Consider the following 16,508-nt stretch of genomic DNA (forward strand, 5'->3'; position numbering starts at 1 on the left):
GGTGACTTCCCGCGCATGTCGCCGCGGGAGCCCGGGCGGACGCGGCCAAGGCTGGTACCAGCAGGGCATGCCCAGGCCATCGCATCCGCAGCCCGACCACACGGACCCCGGCGTGCCGTCCGAGGGACGACGGCACCGGATCCGCACCGCGTCACGTCAGGCGCTGCGCGGCATCACCCGCCCTGCGAACCGGATCCCGGGCGCGCAACAGGCGCCGCCCGGCCCGCGGTACGAGCCACGCGTGAACCCCACGCTGCAGACGGCCGCCGCCTACGCCTGGCGAATCCTCGTCGTGGGAGCCGTCGTGTATGCCGTCTTCTCAGCGCTGGGACGGTTCCACGAGGTAGCGGTAGCCGTCTTCCTCGGCCTGGTCGGCACCGCGATGTTGCGCCCGGTGGCGGACCTCCTGGATCGTCTGATGCCGCGGCCGCTCGCTGTCGCTGTGGCGCTTGTCGGCAGTATCGTCCTCGTCCTCGGCGTTCTGACCCTCATCGGCGAGGTAGTCGCCGCAGAACGCGCCGGGCTGGAGCGGGAGTTCGGCGACGGCCTGGTCAGGATCGAACACTGGCTGGAGGGGCCGCCGTTCCGGCTGAACCCCAAGGCGCTCGACGACATGCAGTCCCGGATCGGGCAGTTCCTGTCCAGCCATCGCTCCACCCTCATCAGCACGGCCCTCAGTGGCGTGGGCCGGCTGGTGGAGGTGGTGACCGTGTTCGTTCTCGCATTGTTCTGCTCGGTCTTCTTCATTCACTCGGGCGACCGGCAGTGGGACTGGTTCTGCGACCAGCTTCCGCAGACGGCCCGGGCCCGGGTCACGATCGCGGGCCGTGCGGCGTGGCGGACGTTCACCGGATACACACACGGAATCGTCCTGGTGGCGGCGACCAACGCAGTACTCGTCGGACTGGCCCTGTTCGCACTCGGAGTGCCGCTGGCCCTTCCCCTGGCGCTGCTGGAGTTCTTCGCCGCCTTCATTCCGTTGATCGGCTCGCCGGTCGCCCTCGCAGTCGCCGCCGTGGTGGCTCTGGCGGCGAAAGGCCCGATCGTGGCGGCCGTCGTCATCGCGCTGATCGTGGTCATCGGCCAGATCGAGGGCCATCTTCTGCACCCGATCGTGATGAGCTTGGCCGTTCGCCTGCACCCGGTGGTGGTCGCACTCGCGGTGATCGGCGGCGCCATCGCGGCGGGGGTGCTGGGCGCGGTGGTGGCGGTACCGCTCGTGTCCGTCGTCTGGTCGGCCCATCAGGCTCTGCGCCAGGCACACGAATCCGCGCAGGCGAATGATTGAGGGATGCGCGGGGCCGAAGCGAGACGGAAGCCCGGCACCGGAGTTCGCGGCGGCCTGCCACAGGCACAGGCCGGAAGCCGAACTGCTTGTGCGGGTTCCGTCGTACTGCTGTTGCTGCCGCCCCCGGCGAACTCGGCCGCCCGGTCCGAGGCAGGCTCGCCCCGGCCCACCGGGTCCTGCCTCGAATCGGGCACAGCCGCTGCGCGTCAACGGGGCGTCGTGTGCTGCCTCCTCACCACCAGGCCCTTCGGCGCCTCGATGTGCGCCGTGCCGTCGGCGTCGACGGAGATGTCGAGCCGCCCGCCCGCGACATCGAGCCCCTCGACCTTCAGCGGCCGGTAAGCCTCCGCGAACCCGGGCGCGACCGTGAGCGTTCCGCCGGGGACATCGGCGGAAAGCCCCAGCACCGACTGGAGGACCATGACGGACGAGGCCGCCGCCCAGGCCTGCGGGCGGCAGGATGCCGGATAGGGGGAGGGCCGGGCATCGGTCGCCGCTCCGTGACCGGCGAACAGTTCGGGGAGCCGCGCGTCGAAGGCCGCCGATGCGGTCAGCAGCCCCGCGGACAGGGACGCGGCCGCTTCCGGGAAGCCGGCCCTGACCAGGCCGTGCACCGCGATCGCGGTGTCGTGCGGCCAGATGGAACCGATGTGATAGCCGTACGGGTTGTAGGCAACGGATTCGCTGCTCAGCGTTCGCAGACCATGGCCCGAGTCGAGTTCGGGCGCGCTGAGCCTGGCGGCCAGCAGGGCGCTCTCCTCGTGGTTGAGCAGGCCCGTGCCCAGCAGGTGACCGAAGCCCGAGGTGACCGAGTCCACCGGCGTCTTCTCCCGGTCGAGCGCAACAGCCGGGTACGGCCCCCGCTCGTCCTCCACCCAGAAGTGGCTGCGGAAACGGTCCCGCAGCCGCTCGGCCCACTCCTCCCACCGGTCGGCGCCGGGGCGGCCGAAGGCGCGCAGCAGGTCCGCACCACCGCGGGCCGCCTCGTACGCGTACGCCTGGACCTCGCAGAGCGCGATCGGGGACGCGGCGAAGCACCCGTCGCGATACCGGATGGAGTCGCCCGAGTCCTTCCAGCCCTGGTTGGCCAGGCCCCGTCCGGTGTGGTCGATGTACTTCAGGAAACCGTCCCCGTCCGCGTCGCCGTGGTCGCGCATCCAGGCGAGGGCGGACTCCGCGTGCGGCAGGAGCTGTTCGACCTGCTCGGGCGCGAGGCCCCAGCGCCAGGAGTCGTGCAGCAGGGTGATCCAGAGCGGGGTGGCGTCGACCGTGCCGTAGTAGCAGGGCGGCAGGGCGAAGTTCTCGTTGAAGTTCTGGGTGGCTCGGCGTACTTCGTGCAGGATCTTGCCGGGCTGTTCCTCGGTGTCCTGATCGGACTTCGTGCCCTGCCGGCGGGCAAGTGTGCGCAGCGTACCTGCGGCGAGATCGGTGCCCAGCGGAAGCAGCATGCGGGCCGCCCACAGGGAGTCACGGCCGAAGAGGGTGAGGAACCACGGGGCTCCGGCGGCCAGGAACTGGTCGGCGGGATTCTCCGGGTCGGTCAGCCGCAGCCGGTCGAGGTCGGCGGCCGACTGGCTCAGCCAGTGATCGAAGCGCCGGTCGGCGCTGCGCAGGACGGGCGTACGCCACGGCAGGCTGTCGGCAGGTGGTGCGGGGAACTGGTCGCCGTCCTCATGCGCCGCGTCGCAGTGCAGTTCAGCGGTCCATGACGAGCCGGGAGCGAGTTCGATGTCGTACGCCAGTGTTCCGGCGGCCGGGTCGACGGCGGCGGGCCGCGGGTAGCCGGTGAGCCGTACCGCGAAGGTGTGCCTGGACCAACCGAGTCCGCCCTCCGTGGCGTTGGCGAAGACCGGGCTCTGCGCGTGTCCGGACTTGACGCGCTCAATCGGCGCGAGGTCGGTACCGGCGGTGACGATCAGCCGGACACGGACCTGCTGCCGGCCGGCATTGGCGACTTCGAGGGTCTCCTCCAGGCGCCCGGGGGTGATGCGGCGGCGTCGGTGCAAGGTGACGGCCGGGTCCGGTGTCTCCTCGCCCAGGCCGCGCAGCACACCGCGGAATGCTGCCCGGTCCGCTCCCTGAAGGGCTCCCCGCACCGGTGCGATCGCGATTCCGTCCGCCGCGACGGTCAACCGGGCAAGTGCTCTGCTGTCGCCGTGGTAGAAGCCGTCTGCGGCGCCGTCGATCTGTCCGTCCGCCTGCGAGATCGCGAAGCTCGGGGCGTACAGCGTCACACAGGCGTCATGCAGGAACGGCTGGAGGCCTTCGGCCGACGGGCCGACCCCCGTATCGGAGTTCGTCATGGCGTGGGTCTTGACAGTTGTGTCCAACAGAGCAGAACCTCTCAGGCATTGGAGCGTTCCAAGAACCCTAACGACGACTTCAGCACGTTGACAACGGTTTTGGAACGCTCCAATGAACTCGCCCAATTCGTACGACCGGTTTCGGAGACACTGATGCCCCGCTCCCCCAACACACCCTCGCCCAAGGCCGGTTCAGTCACCCTGGCCACGGTCGCACAGCGGGCCGGAGTGTCTCCGCAAACGGTGTCGAACGCGCTCAACTCCCCCGAACTGCTGCGTCCGGAGACTCTGGAGCGGGTCCGTCGCACCATCGACGAGCTGGGCTATCGCCCGCACCGCGCAGCTCAGACCCTGCGCACCCGCTCCAGCAAACTCATCGGCTATGGCATTCGTCCCACCGCACCCGGCACCTCGGCCCCGGTCATGGACCGGTTTCTGCACGCCCTGTCCCAGACCGCCGACGAGGCCGGTTACCGGATCCTGCTCTTCGCCTCACCTCCCGGCAGCGCCGGCCTCGACGGGTACGAGGAACTCCTCGACCTGCACAGCGTGGACGGTTTCGTGCTGAGCGGCACCGACCGGGGCGACCGGCGCCAGGCCTGGCTGGAGAAGCGCGGTGTGCCGTTCGTGGGCTTCGGCCGGATGTGGTCCGGCCGACAGATCGGGGACTGGGTGGATGTCGACGGCGCCTCGGGCACGGACGCCGCGGTCGAGCATCTGGTGGGTCTGGGGCATCGCAGGATCGCCTTTCTCGGCTGGCCGCGTGGCTCCGGGGTCGGCGACGACCGCGCCATGGGCTGGCAGCGCGCCATGCGGCGGCACCACCTTTCGATACGCAACAAGCGGGCACGGAGCGTCGATGACATCGCCTCCGCACAGGCCGCCGTCGGACCGCTGCTCGACGCAGGTGCGACGGCCGTGATCGCCGCAAGCGACGTACTCGCTCTGGGGTGCTATCACGCCCTGCGCGAGCGACGAGCCGTGCCGGGCAAGGATGTGGCGGTCGTCGGCTTCGACGACTCCCCCGCGGCGGCGCTCCTGTCCCCCGGGCTGTCCACCGTCGCCCAGCCGCTGGAGGCCGTCGGCCGCGAATGTGTCCGGCTGCTGCTGGCCCGGATGTCGGAACTCGGCGCTCCGCCCGAGCGCGTCCTGCTCGAACCGTCCCTCGTCGTACGTGACAGCACATCCGCGTCGGGCGACTGAACCACCCCCGTGCCCGTCCACGGGCCACCGATTCACAGCACGCCCTTTCCGGGCAGCTGAGCCACAAGCCCTACCCCCTGGAGGAATTCATGGGAACCCGTACGGCCGTCGCCGCCTTCGCCACCTGCGCGGCGCTCCTGGCCGCCACCGGCTGCTCATCCAGCTTCGGCAGCGACAAGGAGCCGGAGCAGGACAAGGCCGGCAAGCAGAAACTGACGGTACTGATCGCCACCTCGGGGGACGCCGAGACCCAGGCGGTCAAGAGTGCCGCCGCCGCGTACGCGAAGAAGTCGGGCAACTCGGTCTCGGTCGAGGTCGCCAAGGACATGAACCAGCAGCTTGCCCAGTCCTTCGCCGGGCACAAGCCGCCGGACGTCTTCTATGTCAACTCCGACCAGTTCGCGAACTACGCGAAGGGCGGCTCGCTGTACCCGTACGGGGACCGGATATCCGACGCCGACGACTTCTCCGAGCAGCTGCGCACCTCGTTCTCGCACGACGGGAAGCTGGTCTGTCTGCCGAAGGACACCTCGGCCCTCGCACTCGCCATCAATACGGACCTGTGGAAGAAGGCAGGGCTGACGGAGAAGGACTATCCGAAGAGCTGGGCGGAGCTGAAGACCGTCGCGGACAAGCTCACGGGCAACGGCGTCACCGGTCTCGTCACCAGCGACGAGTACCAGCGGCTCGGAGTCTTCATGAAGCAGGCGGGCGGCTGGCTCACCGACCCGGACCAGAAGAAGATGACCGCCGACACCCCGGAGAACGCCAAGGGGCTCGACTTCGTCCAGTCCCTGCTCAAGTCCGGCTCGATGAAGTTCGCCAAGCAGGTGGACACCAGCTGGGGCGGTGAGGCTCTCGGCAAGGGCAAGGCCGCCATGACGATCGAGGGCAACTGGCTCGAAGGCGGCATGAAGCTCGACTACCCCGATGTGAAGTACGCCGTCGCACCGTTGCCCGAGGGGCCGGCAGGCAAGGGCACCCTCGCCTTCAGCAACTGCTGGGGCGTCGCCGCCGACAGCGCGCACCGCGACGCGGGAGTCGACCTCGTGAAGTACCTGACCTCCGCGCAGCAGCAGCTCGACTTCGCGGACGCGTTCGGTGTCATGCCGTCGCGGACGAGCGCGCTCAGGACGTATGCCGAGAAGCAGCCGGCCGCCAAGGCCTGGGTGGACGGCAGCGCCTACGCGCAGGGCCCGGTGACGGTCGCCGGCTTCGACAAGGTCCTGAGCCAGTTCAACACCGATCTGCAGTCCCTGCGCACCGCCGACCCGAAGAAGATCCTCGCCGACCTTCAGCGCAATGGCGAACAGGCGATCGCGAAGGGCAACTGAGCCCCATGCCCATCCGCACGATGCGCACGAGCGGTATCCCCCGCACGACCGGCTCGCCCGGCGCACCTGACAGCGCCCCCGGCAAGGCCGGCACGACCGCGAAGGCTCGCGCCCGGCGCGCGGGTCGCGGGGAGGGCACCTGGGGCTGGCTGTTCGTCAGCCCCATGGTGCTCGTCCTCGGCCTGTTCATGGTGCTTCCCATCCTGATGGCCCTGTGGGTGAGCCTGCTGCACTGGGACGGACAGTCCAACCCGTTCTCCGGTCAGGCCGATTTTGTCGGCCTGGACAACTACCGGTCGCTGCTCACGCAGGACGGGCTCGACCGCACGCTCTTCGCGACGTCCCTGCGCAACAACGCCTACTACGTACTGCTGACCGTCCCCCTGCAGACCGTGCTGGCACTGGGTCTGGCTCTGATCGTCAACCAGAAACTGCTTCGGGGGCGCGGCGCTCTCCGTACGACGTTCTTCTTCCCGTCGGTCACCAGCTCCATCGCCGTCTCGACGGTCTTCCTCTTTCTCTTCCAGGGCAGTGGAGCCGTCAACTCCATGCTGTCCTGGATCGGGATCAAGGGACCGAACTGGTTCGCGGACCCGCGCGGGGTGCTCTCCCTGATCCTGGGCGGCCTGGGCATCGTCGATCCCGAACGGCCCACCGGGATCCTGGCCGCCCACTCCACCATGGGGCTGTCGTGGTTCGAGTGGCTCTCGGGCCCCTCGGTCGCGATGTGCACGCTCATTCTGCTCGCCGTGTGGACCACCTCGGGCACGTTCATGCTGATCTTCCTCGCGGCGCTGCAGAACATCCCGCGGGAGCTGGAGGAGTCGGCCGCCATGGAGGGGGTCGACCGCCGTCAGATGCTGTGGCATGTGACGCTGCCGGCGCTGCGTCCCGTGCTGTTCCTGGTCCTGACCCTGGGGCTGATCTCCACCTGGCAGGTCTTCGACCAGGTCTATGTGATGGGCCAGGGCGCTCCGGGCAATACGACGCTCACGCCCGCCTTCCTGTCGTACTCCGCGGGCTTCGACAATGCGGACTTCGGGCAGGGCTCGGCGATCGCGTTCATCCTGCTCGCCCTGATCCTCGTCCTGACCGCGTTCCAGCGCTGGGCGCTGCGGGAGCGTGGGGCACGCACCGGGAGGAACCGATGACCGTCACCGGTACGGCCGTACGCGACCGGGCTCGGCCCTCCCCTCGCCGTCGCGCCCCGCACGACCGGGGCCGCCCCGTCCTGAGCCGCTTCCGCCTGCCGTGGCGGTTGGCGGGGTATGCCGCGGTGCTGGGGCTGGGTCTGCTGTATCTGCTGCCGTTCGTCCTCCAGCTGGTGACCGGTTTCAAGACGGATCCGGACGCCGCCGCGCATCCGCTGGGTCTGCTGCCCACCACTCCGACCACGGCGGCGTACCAGCGGCTGTTCGGGTTGAGCCAGGCGGCGGACGGGGTGCCCTTCCTGCGCTGGCTGGGCAACTCGGCGCTGGTGGCGGTGGTGGTGACCGTGGGCCGGGTGCTGTTCGACTCCATGGCGGGATACGCGCTGGCGCGGCTGCGCTTCTGGGGCCGCTCCGCACTGTTCGGCTTTGTACTCGCGGTGATGGCGGTGCCCGGAGTGGCCCTGCTCATCCCGAAGTTCCTGGTGCTCAACACCTTCGGGCTCTTCGACACGTACACCGGCATGATCCTGCCGTTGCTGGTGGACGCGGCGGGCATCTTCATCATGAAGCAGTTCTTCGAATCGGTACCGCGCGAGGTCGAGGAGGCCGCACGGATCGACGGGGCGGGTGTGTTCCGGATCTTCTGGTCCGTCGTCCTGCCGATGGCCAGACCGGCGTTGATCACCCTGACGATCCTGTCGTTCCAGGGGTCGTGGAACGAGTTCACGCACTTCCTCGTCAGCACGCAGTCAGGCCAGTACGAGACGCTCACCACGGGCCTGGCCCGCTTCGTCTCGGGCGGACTCGGCGGCGGAACGCAGTACCCGCTGAAGCTGGCGGCGGCGCTGCTCTCCACCATCCCGGTGGCCGCGCTGTTCTTCTGCTTCCAGCGCTACTTCGTGAGCGGCGCCAACGCGGGAGCGGTCAAGGAGTGAGCTCCGGCGCCGTCGGGGACCGACGGCGCCGAAATCCGACGCACCGACCGGACCGGACCCCGCTGTTCCGAGCGTAATGTCCTGATCACCTAGACTCGGCGGATGGCGAAGTATTTCGACGTGCACCCCGAAAATCCTCAAGCGCGCACCATCCGCTCCGTGGCCGACAGCATCCGGGCCGGCGCGCTCGTCGCGTACCCGACGGACTCCTGTTACGCCTTGGGATGCCAGCTGGGCAGTCGTGACGGCATCAGCCGGATCCGGTCGATCCGGAATCTCGACGACCGTCACCATTTCACCCTTGTGTGCCAGAATTTCGCGCAGCTGGGTCAGTTCGTGCACATCGACAACGATGTGTTCCGCGCGATCAAGGCAGCGACACCCGGCAGCTACACCTTCATCCTCCCTGCGACGAAGGAGGTGCCGCGTCAGCTGCTGCACCCGAAGAAGAAGACGGTCGGAGTGCGGATTCCCGACCATGTCGTCGCTCAGGCGCTGCTCGCCGACCTCGGTGAGCCGCTGCTGTCCAGCACCTTGCTCCTGCCCGACGAGGACGAGCCGCTGACACAGGGCTGGGAGATCAAGGAACGGCTCGACCATGTGGTGGACGCCGTGGTCGACTCGGGCGACTGCGGCACCGAGCCGACCACGGTCATCGACTTCTCCGGCGGCGAACTCGAGATCGTACGCCGAGGGGCGGGCGACACCACACGGTTCGAGTAGCCTCGCCGCGGGCATCACGGCGCCTGCCGGGCGGCCTCCGTGCCGGAACGCCGGTGACTCATGTGCAGGGTGCCTGCGGCACGGTCGCGAGGGCGGGGTTGCGGCAGCGCCGCGCGCGGCGGACGGCCCCGGCTCCGCAGAGCGCCCTGGTGTGCGATGCACTCGGTGAGCAGGCGGTTGAACACCGCAGGCCGCGCCGCTGCCAGGTTCTTGAGCATGGCGATGGCGCGTGTGACGGACGTCAGTGCCTCTTCCCGCCGCCCCATCTCGTCCTGCCTGACCGCGCAGTTGCTCAGCGACAGTGCGAGGTCGGGGAGAAACGCGTCCGGGTGCACGGTCGCCAGGCACTCGCGGATCTCCACCGCGCGGCTGATCGCCACGAGGGCTTCCTTGTTCCGGCCCAGTTCCGCCAGCCGGTTGGACTGGTTGTTCAGCGACACGGCGAGGCCTGGCAGAAACACCTCGGGGCGCGCGGCCGCCAGCTCCTCACGGATCTCCACCGCGCGCATGCTCGCCGCCAACGCCTCCTCCCGCCTTCCCAACTCGGCAAGATCCGCCGACAGATTGTTCAGCGACACCGCAAAGTCCGGCAGAAACACCTCAGGACGCGCCGCCGCCAGCTCCTCACGGATCTCCACCGCGCGCATGCTCGCCGCCAACGCCTCGTCCCAGCGCCCCAGTTCGGCCAGCCGATTCGAGAGGTTGTTCAGCGCTCGGGCGAGGTTCTGGCTGAGGGTGGTGTCCCCCCGCTGTCCCAGCTTCCGCCGCCACGCGCGTGAGTCCTGGGCCCCGGCGTACTGGCCGACCCGGCGGTCCGCCGGCGTCAGGGCGTGATCGGCCAGACGCCGGGTCTGATCAGGAATCGCGGCGTACAGCTGGTCGCGCAGGTCGTCCATGAGTCCGGGGGAGGAACAGACAGGTTGCAGTGCTTCCAGCAGGGGCTCCGGGGTCTGCGCCTGCGGGGCGATGGTGATCGCGGGAAGCGCGAGCGTGGCCGGGTGCGCGGTGATCAGGTCCTGCAGCCTTTCCCCCAGGGGCCCCGTGGGCAGCGGCAGTGCGAGCGCCCGGGTGAGAACGGTCAGGGCGTGCAGGGCCCGGTCGTGAGTGATGTGCGGCAGGACCGCGTCGAGCAGCTCCGGGTGGTGCGTGAGGGCCCGGGCGAGGTGATGCTCGGCCAGCCGGTCGGGGTGCACGCTTCCCCAGTAGACCTGCGGCGCGTCGGGCGGATAGAGGTCGTGGATCCATGTCGCGAGGCGCAGGCGGGTGTCTTCCGGGGTGTCACGGAGGCCGGGTGCGAGCGCGAGCGTGTCGAAGGCCTGCGGCCGGGTCGCCGCACCCGTGAGGAGGGCCGCGGTCAGCGCGGTCAGCCGCTGCTGCTCCGAGCCGAGGCCGTGTAGCCGCTCGGAGTGAGCCGTACGGCGGAAACCCCTTCTCGGCCTGCCTGACGACCCCGGCGTGGCGGAGCGGGCGGCGGGTTTCAGCTCTCCACCGGCTTCACGTCCGTGTACTTGGTGAAGGGCTTCCAGGGGCGGGTACCGTCGTCGAACCGCACGCACTGTCAGCAGAGCCCTCGGGCCCAAACCCGGGTGGCTCTTCGGCCGGCCCCAAAACCCAGTGGACCGAGAACGACGGGTACGAGTGGTGGCAGGGGCCCGAAGAAGGCGGCCGGCGGACTCGGTTCCGAGCCCAACCCGCCGCTTGGCCAGGGCATTTACTCATATGCGTGGGCGCCGCGGGTCATGACATCCCCTCGGCCGCCTGCCACACGTGGTCCCAGTCCCGATCGAGCAGATGGTGGACAGTGGCTCGCAGCGCGCCGTGTCGGCCCGGGACGTTCACGTGGTGCGAGGCGACCGGACCGGACGCTCCCAGAGGCCGCCCAGGTGCGCGTGGAGGACGTCCTGCGCCTCTCGCGGGGTGAGATGGCCGATGAGGACGTGCGCGGTGAGGCCGTCCGCGAGGGCGAGGAGGGTGCGGGCCTCGCGTTGCGGATCGATGAGCACGGCACAGTCGGCGCCCTCGCCGGCTTCCGAGATGAGGCGGGTGAACGCCTCTTGCAGAGCTGCGTAGTTCGCCTTCAACGTCCTCGCGAGGGCCTCGCTGACAACCGCCTGCGCAACGAAGGCGAGCCAGACCCTGGCCTCGGCGCGGTGCTCTTCCTGCAGCAGTGAGATCTCGGTCACCGCATGCCCCAGGGTGGTGGCGGCCGACTGGGCCGGGCACCTCACGAGGCGGGCCTGTACGCGCTCACTGATCCGCTCGCCGATGTATCCGAGCGCGAACACGAGCATTTCTTCCTTGGTACGGAAGCATCGCTGAACGGCGCCCATCGACACCTGCGCACACGCGGCGACGTCTCGAAGGGTCACGCCCTCCAGCCCGCGTTCGTCGGCGAGTCGGCAGACGGCCTCAGCGATCCGGCGACGTCGGTCCGCGTGATCCACCTGCTTGGGCATACCCGTCGCCTCCCTGGTTCCACGGTGATCCGTTCCGCAGCTCACTTTATCCGATGCGCTCGTATCGGTTCGGGGGCTACAGTTTCGATGCAAGTGCATCGGAACATGGATGGGAAAGGACACGAGCGCATGCAGGATGCCCTGTGGAAGATGCCGGCCACCGCGCAGGCGGAGGCGGTGCGCCGCGCAGATGTCTCGGCTGTCGAACTGGTCGACAGCCACCTGGAGCGCATCGCCGAGGTCAACCCGCAGATGAACGCGGTCACACAGCTCCTGGCGGAGCGCGCACGCGCCGCCGCAGCGCAGACAGACCGCCGGCGGGCCGCCGGTGAAGCGCTGGGGCCGCTGGCGGGCGTGCCGTTCACGGTGAAGGAGAGCACCGCCGTCGAAGGCGTACCGACCACGTTCGGCACGGAGCGCTTCCGCGATCTGGTGGCGTCGGCCGACGCGCCCCCTGTGGCCCGGCTGCGCGCAGCCGGGGCCATCCCCATCGGGCACAGCAACATACCCACCCTGATCCTGGCGGGGATGCACACGCGAAGCGAGCTCTTCGGCGACACGGCCAACCCATGGGACCGCGGCCGGACCCCGGGTGGCACCAGCGGAGGCGACGGGGTGGCCGTCGCCACGGGCATGGCAGCGCTCGGGCTCGGCAACGACTCCGGTGGATCGGTGCGCATCCCGGCCCAGTTCTGCGGCGTGGCCGGTCTGAAGCCGACAACCGGGCGCTTCCCCGCGGACCACCGCGTCCTCGGCCCCGACGACCCCGGCCCGGCGTCCCAGATGCTGATCACCGACGGCCCGCTGGCGCGGAGTGTGGGCGACCTCCGGTTGGCGTTCGAGGTGCTGGCCGGGACCGACCCGCGGGCCGTACCGGTACCTGCCTACGGCGAACCGCTCCCCGGACCGGTGAAGGTCGCGGTCGTGACGGACCCGGGTGGGCACGGCGTTCACCCCACGGTTCGCTGGGCCGTCGAGACCGCGGCCGAGGCGCTGCGCGACGCCGGGTACGACGTGCGGGAGGTGCAGGACGTTCCGAGACTGGACGAAGCGCTCGAAGCGTACGGCCGGATCACCGTGACCGAGTTCGCTGCGACCTGGCCGGTGGTGCGGAAGCTGCTCGGAGCAGGCGGGGACCGCTATATCGAGATGACGATGGAGCGGACGCCACCGGCAAGCGCCGACGAGTTCATTAAACTGATGGGCACCTGGATGAACATCCGCCGCTCATGGGCCGAATTCCTCGACGAATACCCGCTGTTGCTCGGCCCGGTATTCACCGAGCCACCGGTCGAGCCGGGACTGGAGTCGCGCGACAGGGCCGGACGGGACCGGGTCGGCTCGGCGATGCGCCTGTGCACCGTGACCAGTTTCGTGGGTGTGCCCGGCGTGGCCGTACCGACCGGAGTGGTCGATGGACTGCCGTCCGGGGTGCAGGTTGTCGGGCGCGCGTTCCGGGAAGACCTGTGTCTGGGCGCGGCGCAGGCGATCGAGGACCGGCTCGGAGTTCTCACACCGGTCGACCCGCGCGTGGGGGTCAGGGCTGATTGAGCCCTTGAGGAGCACTTGCACCGTTCCTAGCCAGTGTGCATGAGTGAGTCCTGGACCCACTGGTGCGTGCTGGGCGCATCCCGAACGGTGTTGGATGCGCTGGGTTCCCGCTTTCTCGTCCCGTTCGGCGGCACGCCTCCAGGGGCGTGATCCGTTGCGGGTGGGCGGGTTCCGTCACGTCCTCGGGTGCCTGGTGGGGGTGCCGGCCGTGCTTGGCGTTGGCCAGGTGTGCGAGCGGGGCGGGCAGTTTGATGCTGACCTCGCCGTCCGGGGTGACGCGAATGGTCTCGTTCCCGAACCGTTTCCCGGACTCGCCGTCGGCGGCGATGAACCAGCGTTCCGCTTCCCAGCGTTCTCGCCACTGCTCTTCGGTCAGCCGGGCCCGGGTGAGGTGGTGGCGGGTGTTGAGAAGGCGTTTGCAGCCCCGCACGACCCGGACGCGTCCGGCCTGCCGGTCACGGACCGCGGCATCGTGTCGGGCTTCCAGCGCCGCGAGGCGGCGGGACTTGTGGAACCACTCGCCCTGGGAGCGGTAGCCACCGGCCGCCCGCTTCGTTCCCCTCGCGCCGATGGGGAGGGACAGGCGGTGCCGCAGCGTCCCGATCCCGGCTTCCAGATTCCGGATGTGCGCCGCCTGACAACGGCGCGCCAGCGCCCACTGATCGTGGGTGGCCTTGGTGATCGCACCGGCGATCCGCGATGACGACTGCGCGGTCAGGTCCCGCTTGCGCGACGCCCAGGTGTCCGCGCCGTGCTCCAGACCGTCCGCACAACGGGCCCTGAGATCACGGGAAGCCAGACGGCCCTGATGCTCACCGACCGCACGCAGGACTATCTCGTCCTGGGGCGTGAGGTGCTTCAGACGGTCCCGGATCGCCACCCCGCACGGCCCGGGCGCCACGAAGGGCGCCGCCAGCTCCCGCACACCACCCACCACAACACCCCCTCCCACGAGACCGGACACCCGCTACCCAGTCCAACGAGCACCAGCCGCCGAGGTCACCCATTCGGCCCCAGAACTACCGTTCCCGCCCCGCGAAGCCGCCGACAGGACTCACTCCTGCTCACCACAACGCACTTCAGCTCAGCAAACCGACAGCAGCTCACAACCCTCATGAAGGTGTCAACGGAAGAGCGCGGCCCACCGGGCCTCCTCTTCACACTGCTCCTGGCCTCGGCACAGCCGCGCGCGGACGGCCAGGGACACCGTGGTGGTGGCACCCGCGACCGCCACCAGCACGGCCGCGGGCAGGGGGACCGGCATGAGCAGCAGGAGCATCGTGAGGGCCGCCGATCCCCACCCGGCCAGTACAGCGGCCGCGGCCAGCCGACGGGAGCGCGGCCGGTCCTGGCCGGCACGCAGGTCGATGCAGGCGGGCAGGTACCAGACGTTGCCCGACACGCAGAGCACGGCGACACCGAGCGTCAGAACACCATGGGACATCGGACAGCACTCTCCTCAGAGGCGGGGTTGGCGGTGGTCGGCGGGGTCAGGGGCAGTCCGGTACGGCGGGGTCGAGCGCGGCGATCTCCGGATGGTGCAGGTCGAACGCCGGGGACTCGCTGCGGATACGGGGCAGGGCGGTGAAGTTGTGCCGGGGAGGAGGACAGGACGTGGCCCATTCCAGGGAGCGGCCATAACCCCAGGGGTCGTCGACGGTTGTCTTCTTGCCGTACTGGGCGGTCTTCCAGACGTTGTAGAAGAAGGGGAGGAACGACAGCCCGAGCAGGAATGAGCCGATGGTGGACAGGGTGTTGAGGGCGGTGAAACCGTCAGCGGCGAGATAGTCCGCGTACCGGCGGGGCATTCCCTCCGCACCGAGCCAGTGCTGCACGAGGAACGTGAGGTGGAAGCCGGCCGTCAGCACCCAGAAGGTGATCTTTCCCAGGCGTTCGTCGAGCATCTTGCCGGTGAACTTCGGCCACCAGAAGTGGAATCCGGCGAACATCGCGTAGACGACCGTACCGAAGAGTGTGTAGTGGAAGTGGGCGACCACGAAGTACGAGTCGGAGACATGGAAGTCCAGTGGCGGTGAGGCCAGGATGACTCCGGTCAGTCCGCCGAAGACGAACGTGATCAGAAATCCGGTGGCCCACAGCATCGGCGTCTCGAAGGACAGCGACCCCTTCCACATAGTGCCGATCCAGTTGAAGAACTTCACCCCGGTCGGTACGGCGATCAGAAAGGTCATGAAGGCGAAGAAGGGCAGCAGTACACCACCGGTGACATACATGTGGTGGGCCCAGACGGTTACGGACAACCCGGCAATGGCTATCGTCGCGGCAACAAGACCGATATAACCGAACATCGGCTTCCGGGAGAAGACCGGAATGATCTCGGAGACGATGCCGAAGAACGGCAGAGCCAGCACATAGACCTCCGGGTGCCCGAAGAACCAGAACAGGTGCTGCCACAGAAGCGCACCCCCGTTGGCGGCGTCGAAAATGTGCGAGCCGAACTTCCGGTCCATCTCCAGCGCGAAGAGTGCCGCGGCGAGGACCGGGAAGACCAGGAGGATGAGTACGGCGGTCAGCAGTACGTTCCAGGTGAAGATCGACATCCGGAACATGGTCATCCCGGGGGCACGCATACAGATGATGGTGGTGATGAAGTTCACCGCTCCGAGAATGGAACCGAATCCGGACAGCGCCACGCCCATGATCCACATATCGGCGCCGATACCCGGGGAGCGGGTGGCGTCGGAAAGCGGAGCATAGGCGAACCAGCCGAAGTCGGCAGCACCTTGAGGGGTGAGAAAACCTGCCGCGGCGATCAATGAGCCGAAGAGGAACAACCAGTAGGCCAGCATGTTCAGCCGCGGAAATGCCACATCGGGTGCGCCTATCTGAAGCGGCATGAGCCAGTTGGCGAATCCCGTGAACAGTGGCATGGCGAACAGCAGCAGCATCACCGAGCCATGCATCGTGAATGCCTGATTGAACTGCTCGTTGGAAATGATCTGCGTACCGGGACAGGCGAGTTCGGCGCGCATCACCAGCGCCATCGCGCCGCCGACCAGGAAGAAGACGAACGCGGTGACGAGATAGAGCGTGCCGATCTGCTTGTGGTCGGTCGTCGTAAGCCACGAGACGACGATCCTGCCGCGCGAGGAACGGCCCGGCAGATCGGCGCCGGGCTGCGTCGTGCCCGTCCGAGTGGGCCGGCGACCGGCCGAGATGGCCGCCGCGTCGGCGGGGTCGGCCCCGGGGCCGGGGGGCTTGCGGCCATATGCAGGGGCGGCCTGATTGCCCTGCGATTCCATTGCATCCACCGGACCGTGTCCTCCAGCTCTGGCAGTTCTCCGAGAACTCCCCGGCCGCACGGGGGGGCGTTTCCGGGGAGCGGTCGGGAAGGTCCGGCGGATCACGAGGGGACGGACCGGACCTCCCCGGCCGCACCATGCTGGCCGCCGCCCGCAACGCTCTCCAGGGACCGACGGGTACCTTCCACGGGGCCGACCGGCCCTACTGCCCTGTACATCCGGCAGCCGACCGACCCTGCCCGCGCCGGCCTTCGAGACCACACACCGCCGGGCCCTCGGCACCTGGGCTGTCGTAGGCTGA

The 16,508-nt window shown here is 69.0% G+C and carries 12 protein-coding genes and 1 pseudogene; 7 read left to right on the top strand and 6 right to left on the bottom strand.

Translation table 11 applies throughout. The features are described from left to right. Nucleotides 1-67 precede the first annotated feature (67 nt). Nucleotides 68-1,288, top strand: coding sequence for an AI-2E family transporter (locus NRF20_RS04905; RefSeq protein ID WP_413752073.1), 1,221 nt, complete (start codon nt 68-70; stop codon nt 1,286-1,288). A gap of 206 nt (nt 1,289-1,494) precedes the next feature. Here the strand turns inward: NRF20_RS04905 and NRF20_RS04910 are convergent, their stop codons facing one another. Then, nucleotides 1,495-3,591, bottom strand: coding sequence for a glycogen debranching N-terminal domain-containing protein (locus NRF20_RS04910; protein ID WP_413752074.1), 2,097 nt, complete (start codon nt 3,589-3,591; stop codon nt 1,495-1,497). Between the two features lie 153 nt (nt 3,592-3,744). On the opposite strand from NRF20_RS04910, the gene NRF20_RS04915 reads away from it, so the two are divergent. From NRF20_RS04915 to NRF20_RS04935, 5 genes are all read left to right on the top strand, one after another. Continuing rightward, complete coding sequence (locus NRF20_RS04915; protein ID WP_413752075.1) at nt 3,745-4,794, top strand: LacI family DNA-binding transcriptional regulator; 1,050 nt, start codon at nt 3,745-3,747, stop codon at nt 4,792-4,794. Nucleotides 4,795-4,883: 89 nt separating this feature from the next. Further along, nucleotides 4,884-6,128: an extracellular solute-binding protein gene (locus NRF20_RS04920; RefSeq protein WP_413752076.1), complete on the top strand. Its 1,245-nt coding sequence runs from the start codon at nt 4,884-4,886 to the stop codon at nt 6,126-6,128. Nucleotides 6,129-6,133: 5 nt separating this feature from the next. Beyond that, nucleotides 6,134-7,279: a carbohydrate ABC transporter permease gene (locus tag NRF20_RS04925; RefSeq protein WP_413752077.1), complete on the top strand. Its 1,146-nt coding sequence runs from the start codon at nt 6,134-6,136 to the stop codon at nt 7,277-7,279. After that, a complete protein-coding gene (locus tag NRF20_RS04930) occupies nt 7,276-8,214 on the top strand; it encodes a carbohydrate ABC transporter permease (protein ID WP_413752079.1) in 939 nt (312 codons plus the stop codon). The genes NRF20_RS04925 and NRF20_RS04930 overlap by 4 nt, the downstream gene beginning before the upstream one ends. A 102-nt stretch (nt 8,215-8,316) precedes the next feature. Then, nucleotides 8,317-8,937, top strand: a complete 621-nt coding sequence (locus NRF20_RS04935; RefSeq protein ID WP_266355272.1) for an L-threonylcarbamoyladenylate synthase — start codon at nt 8,317-8,319, stop codon at nt 8,935-8,937. A gap of 14 nt (nt 8,938-8,951) precedes the next feature. On the opposite strand, the gene NRF20_RS04940 is transcribed toward NRF20_RS04935, so the two are convergent. Both NRF20_RS04940 and NRF20_RS04945 read right to left on the bottom strand, forming a co-directional pair. Then, a complete protein-coding gene (locus NRF20_RS04940; protein ID WP_413752080.1) occupies nt 8,952-10,493 on the bottom strand; it encodes a tetratricopeptide repeat protein in 1,542 nt (513 codons plus the stop codon). 279 nt (nt 10,494-10,772) lie between these two features. Next, complete coding sequence (locus NRF20_RS04945; protein WP_398631525.1) at nt 10,773-11,393, bottom strand: TetR/AcrR family transcriptional regulator; 621 nt, start codon at nt 11,391-11,393, stop codon at nt 10,773-10,775. A gap of 129 nt (nt 11,394-11,522) precedes the next feature. On the opposite strand from NRF20_RS04945, the gene NRF20_RS04950 reads away from it, so the two are divergent. Continuing rightward, entirely contained in the window at nt 11,523-12,944 is a 1,422-nt protein-coding gene (locus NRF20_RS04950) for an amidase (protein WP_413752081.1), read from the top strand. A 199-nt stretch (nt 12,945-13,143) separates the two neighbouring features. On the opposite strand, the pseudogene NRF20_RS04955 reads toward NRF20_RS04950, so the two are convergent. The 3 genes and pseudogenes from NRF20_RS04955 to ctaD all read right to left on the bottom strand — a co-directional run. After that, a pseudogene (locus NRF20_RS04955) lies at nt 13,144-13,878 on the bottom strand (IS200/IS605 family accessory protein TnpB-related protein); the annotation flags it as partial. A 189-nt stretch (nt 13,879-14,067) separates the two neighbouring features. Then, complete coding sequence (locus tag NRF20_RS04960) at nt 14,068-14,388, bottom strand: hypothetical protein (RefSeq protein ID WP_398631523.1); 321 nt, start codon at nt 14,386-14,388, stop codon at nt 14,068-14,070. A 46-nt stretch (nt 14,389-14,434) separates the two neighbouring features. After that, entirely contained in the window at nt 14,435-16,216 is a 1,782-nt protein-coding gene (gene ctaD, locus NRF20_RS04965) for a cytochrome c oxidase subunit I (RefSeq protein ID WP_413752082.1), read from the bottom strand. Nucleotides 16,217-16,508 lie beyond the last annotated feature (292 nt).

It is taken from the genome of Streptomyces sp. R-74717, assembly GCF_047305335.1.
In the GTDB taxonomy this organism is placed as follows: domain Bacteria; phylum Actinomycetota; class Actinomycetes; order Streptomycetales; family Streptomycetaceae; genus Streptomyces; species Streptomyces atratus.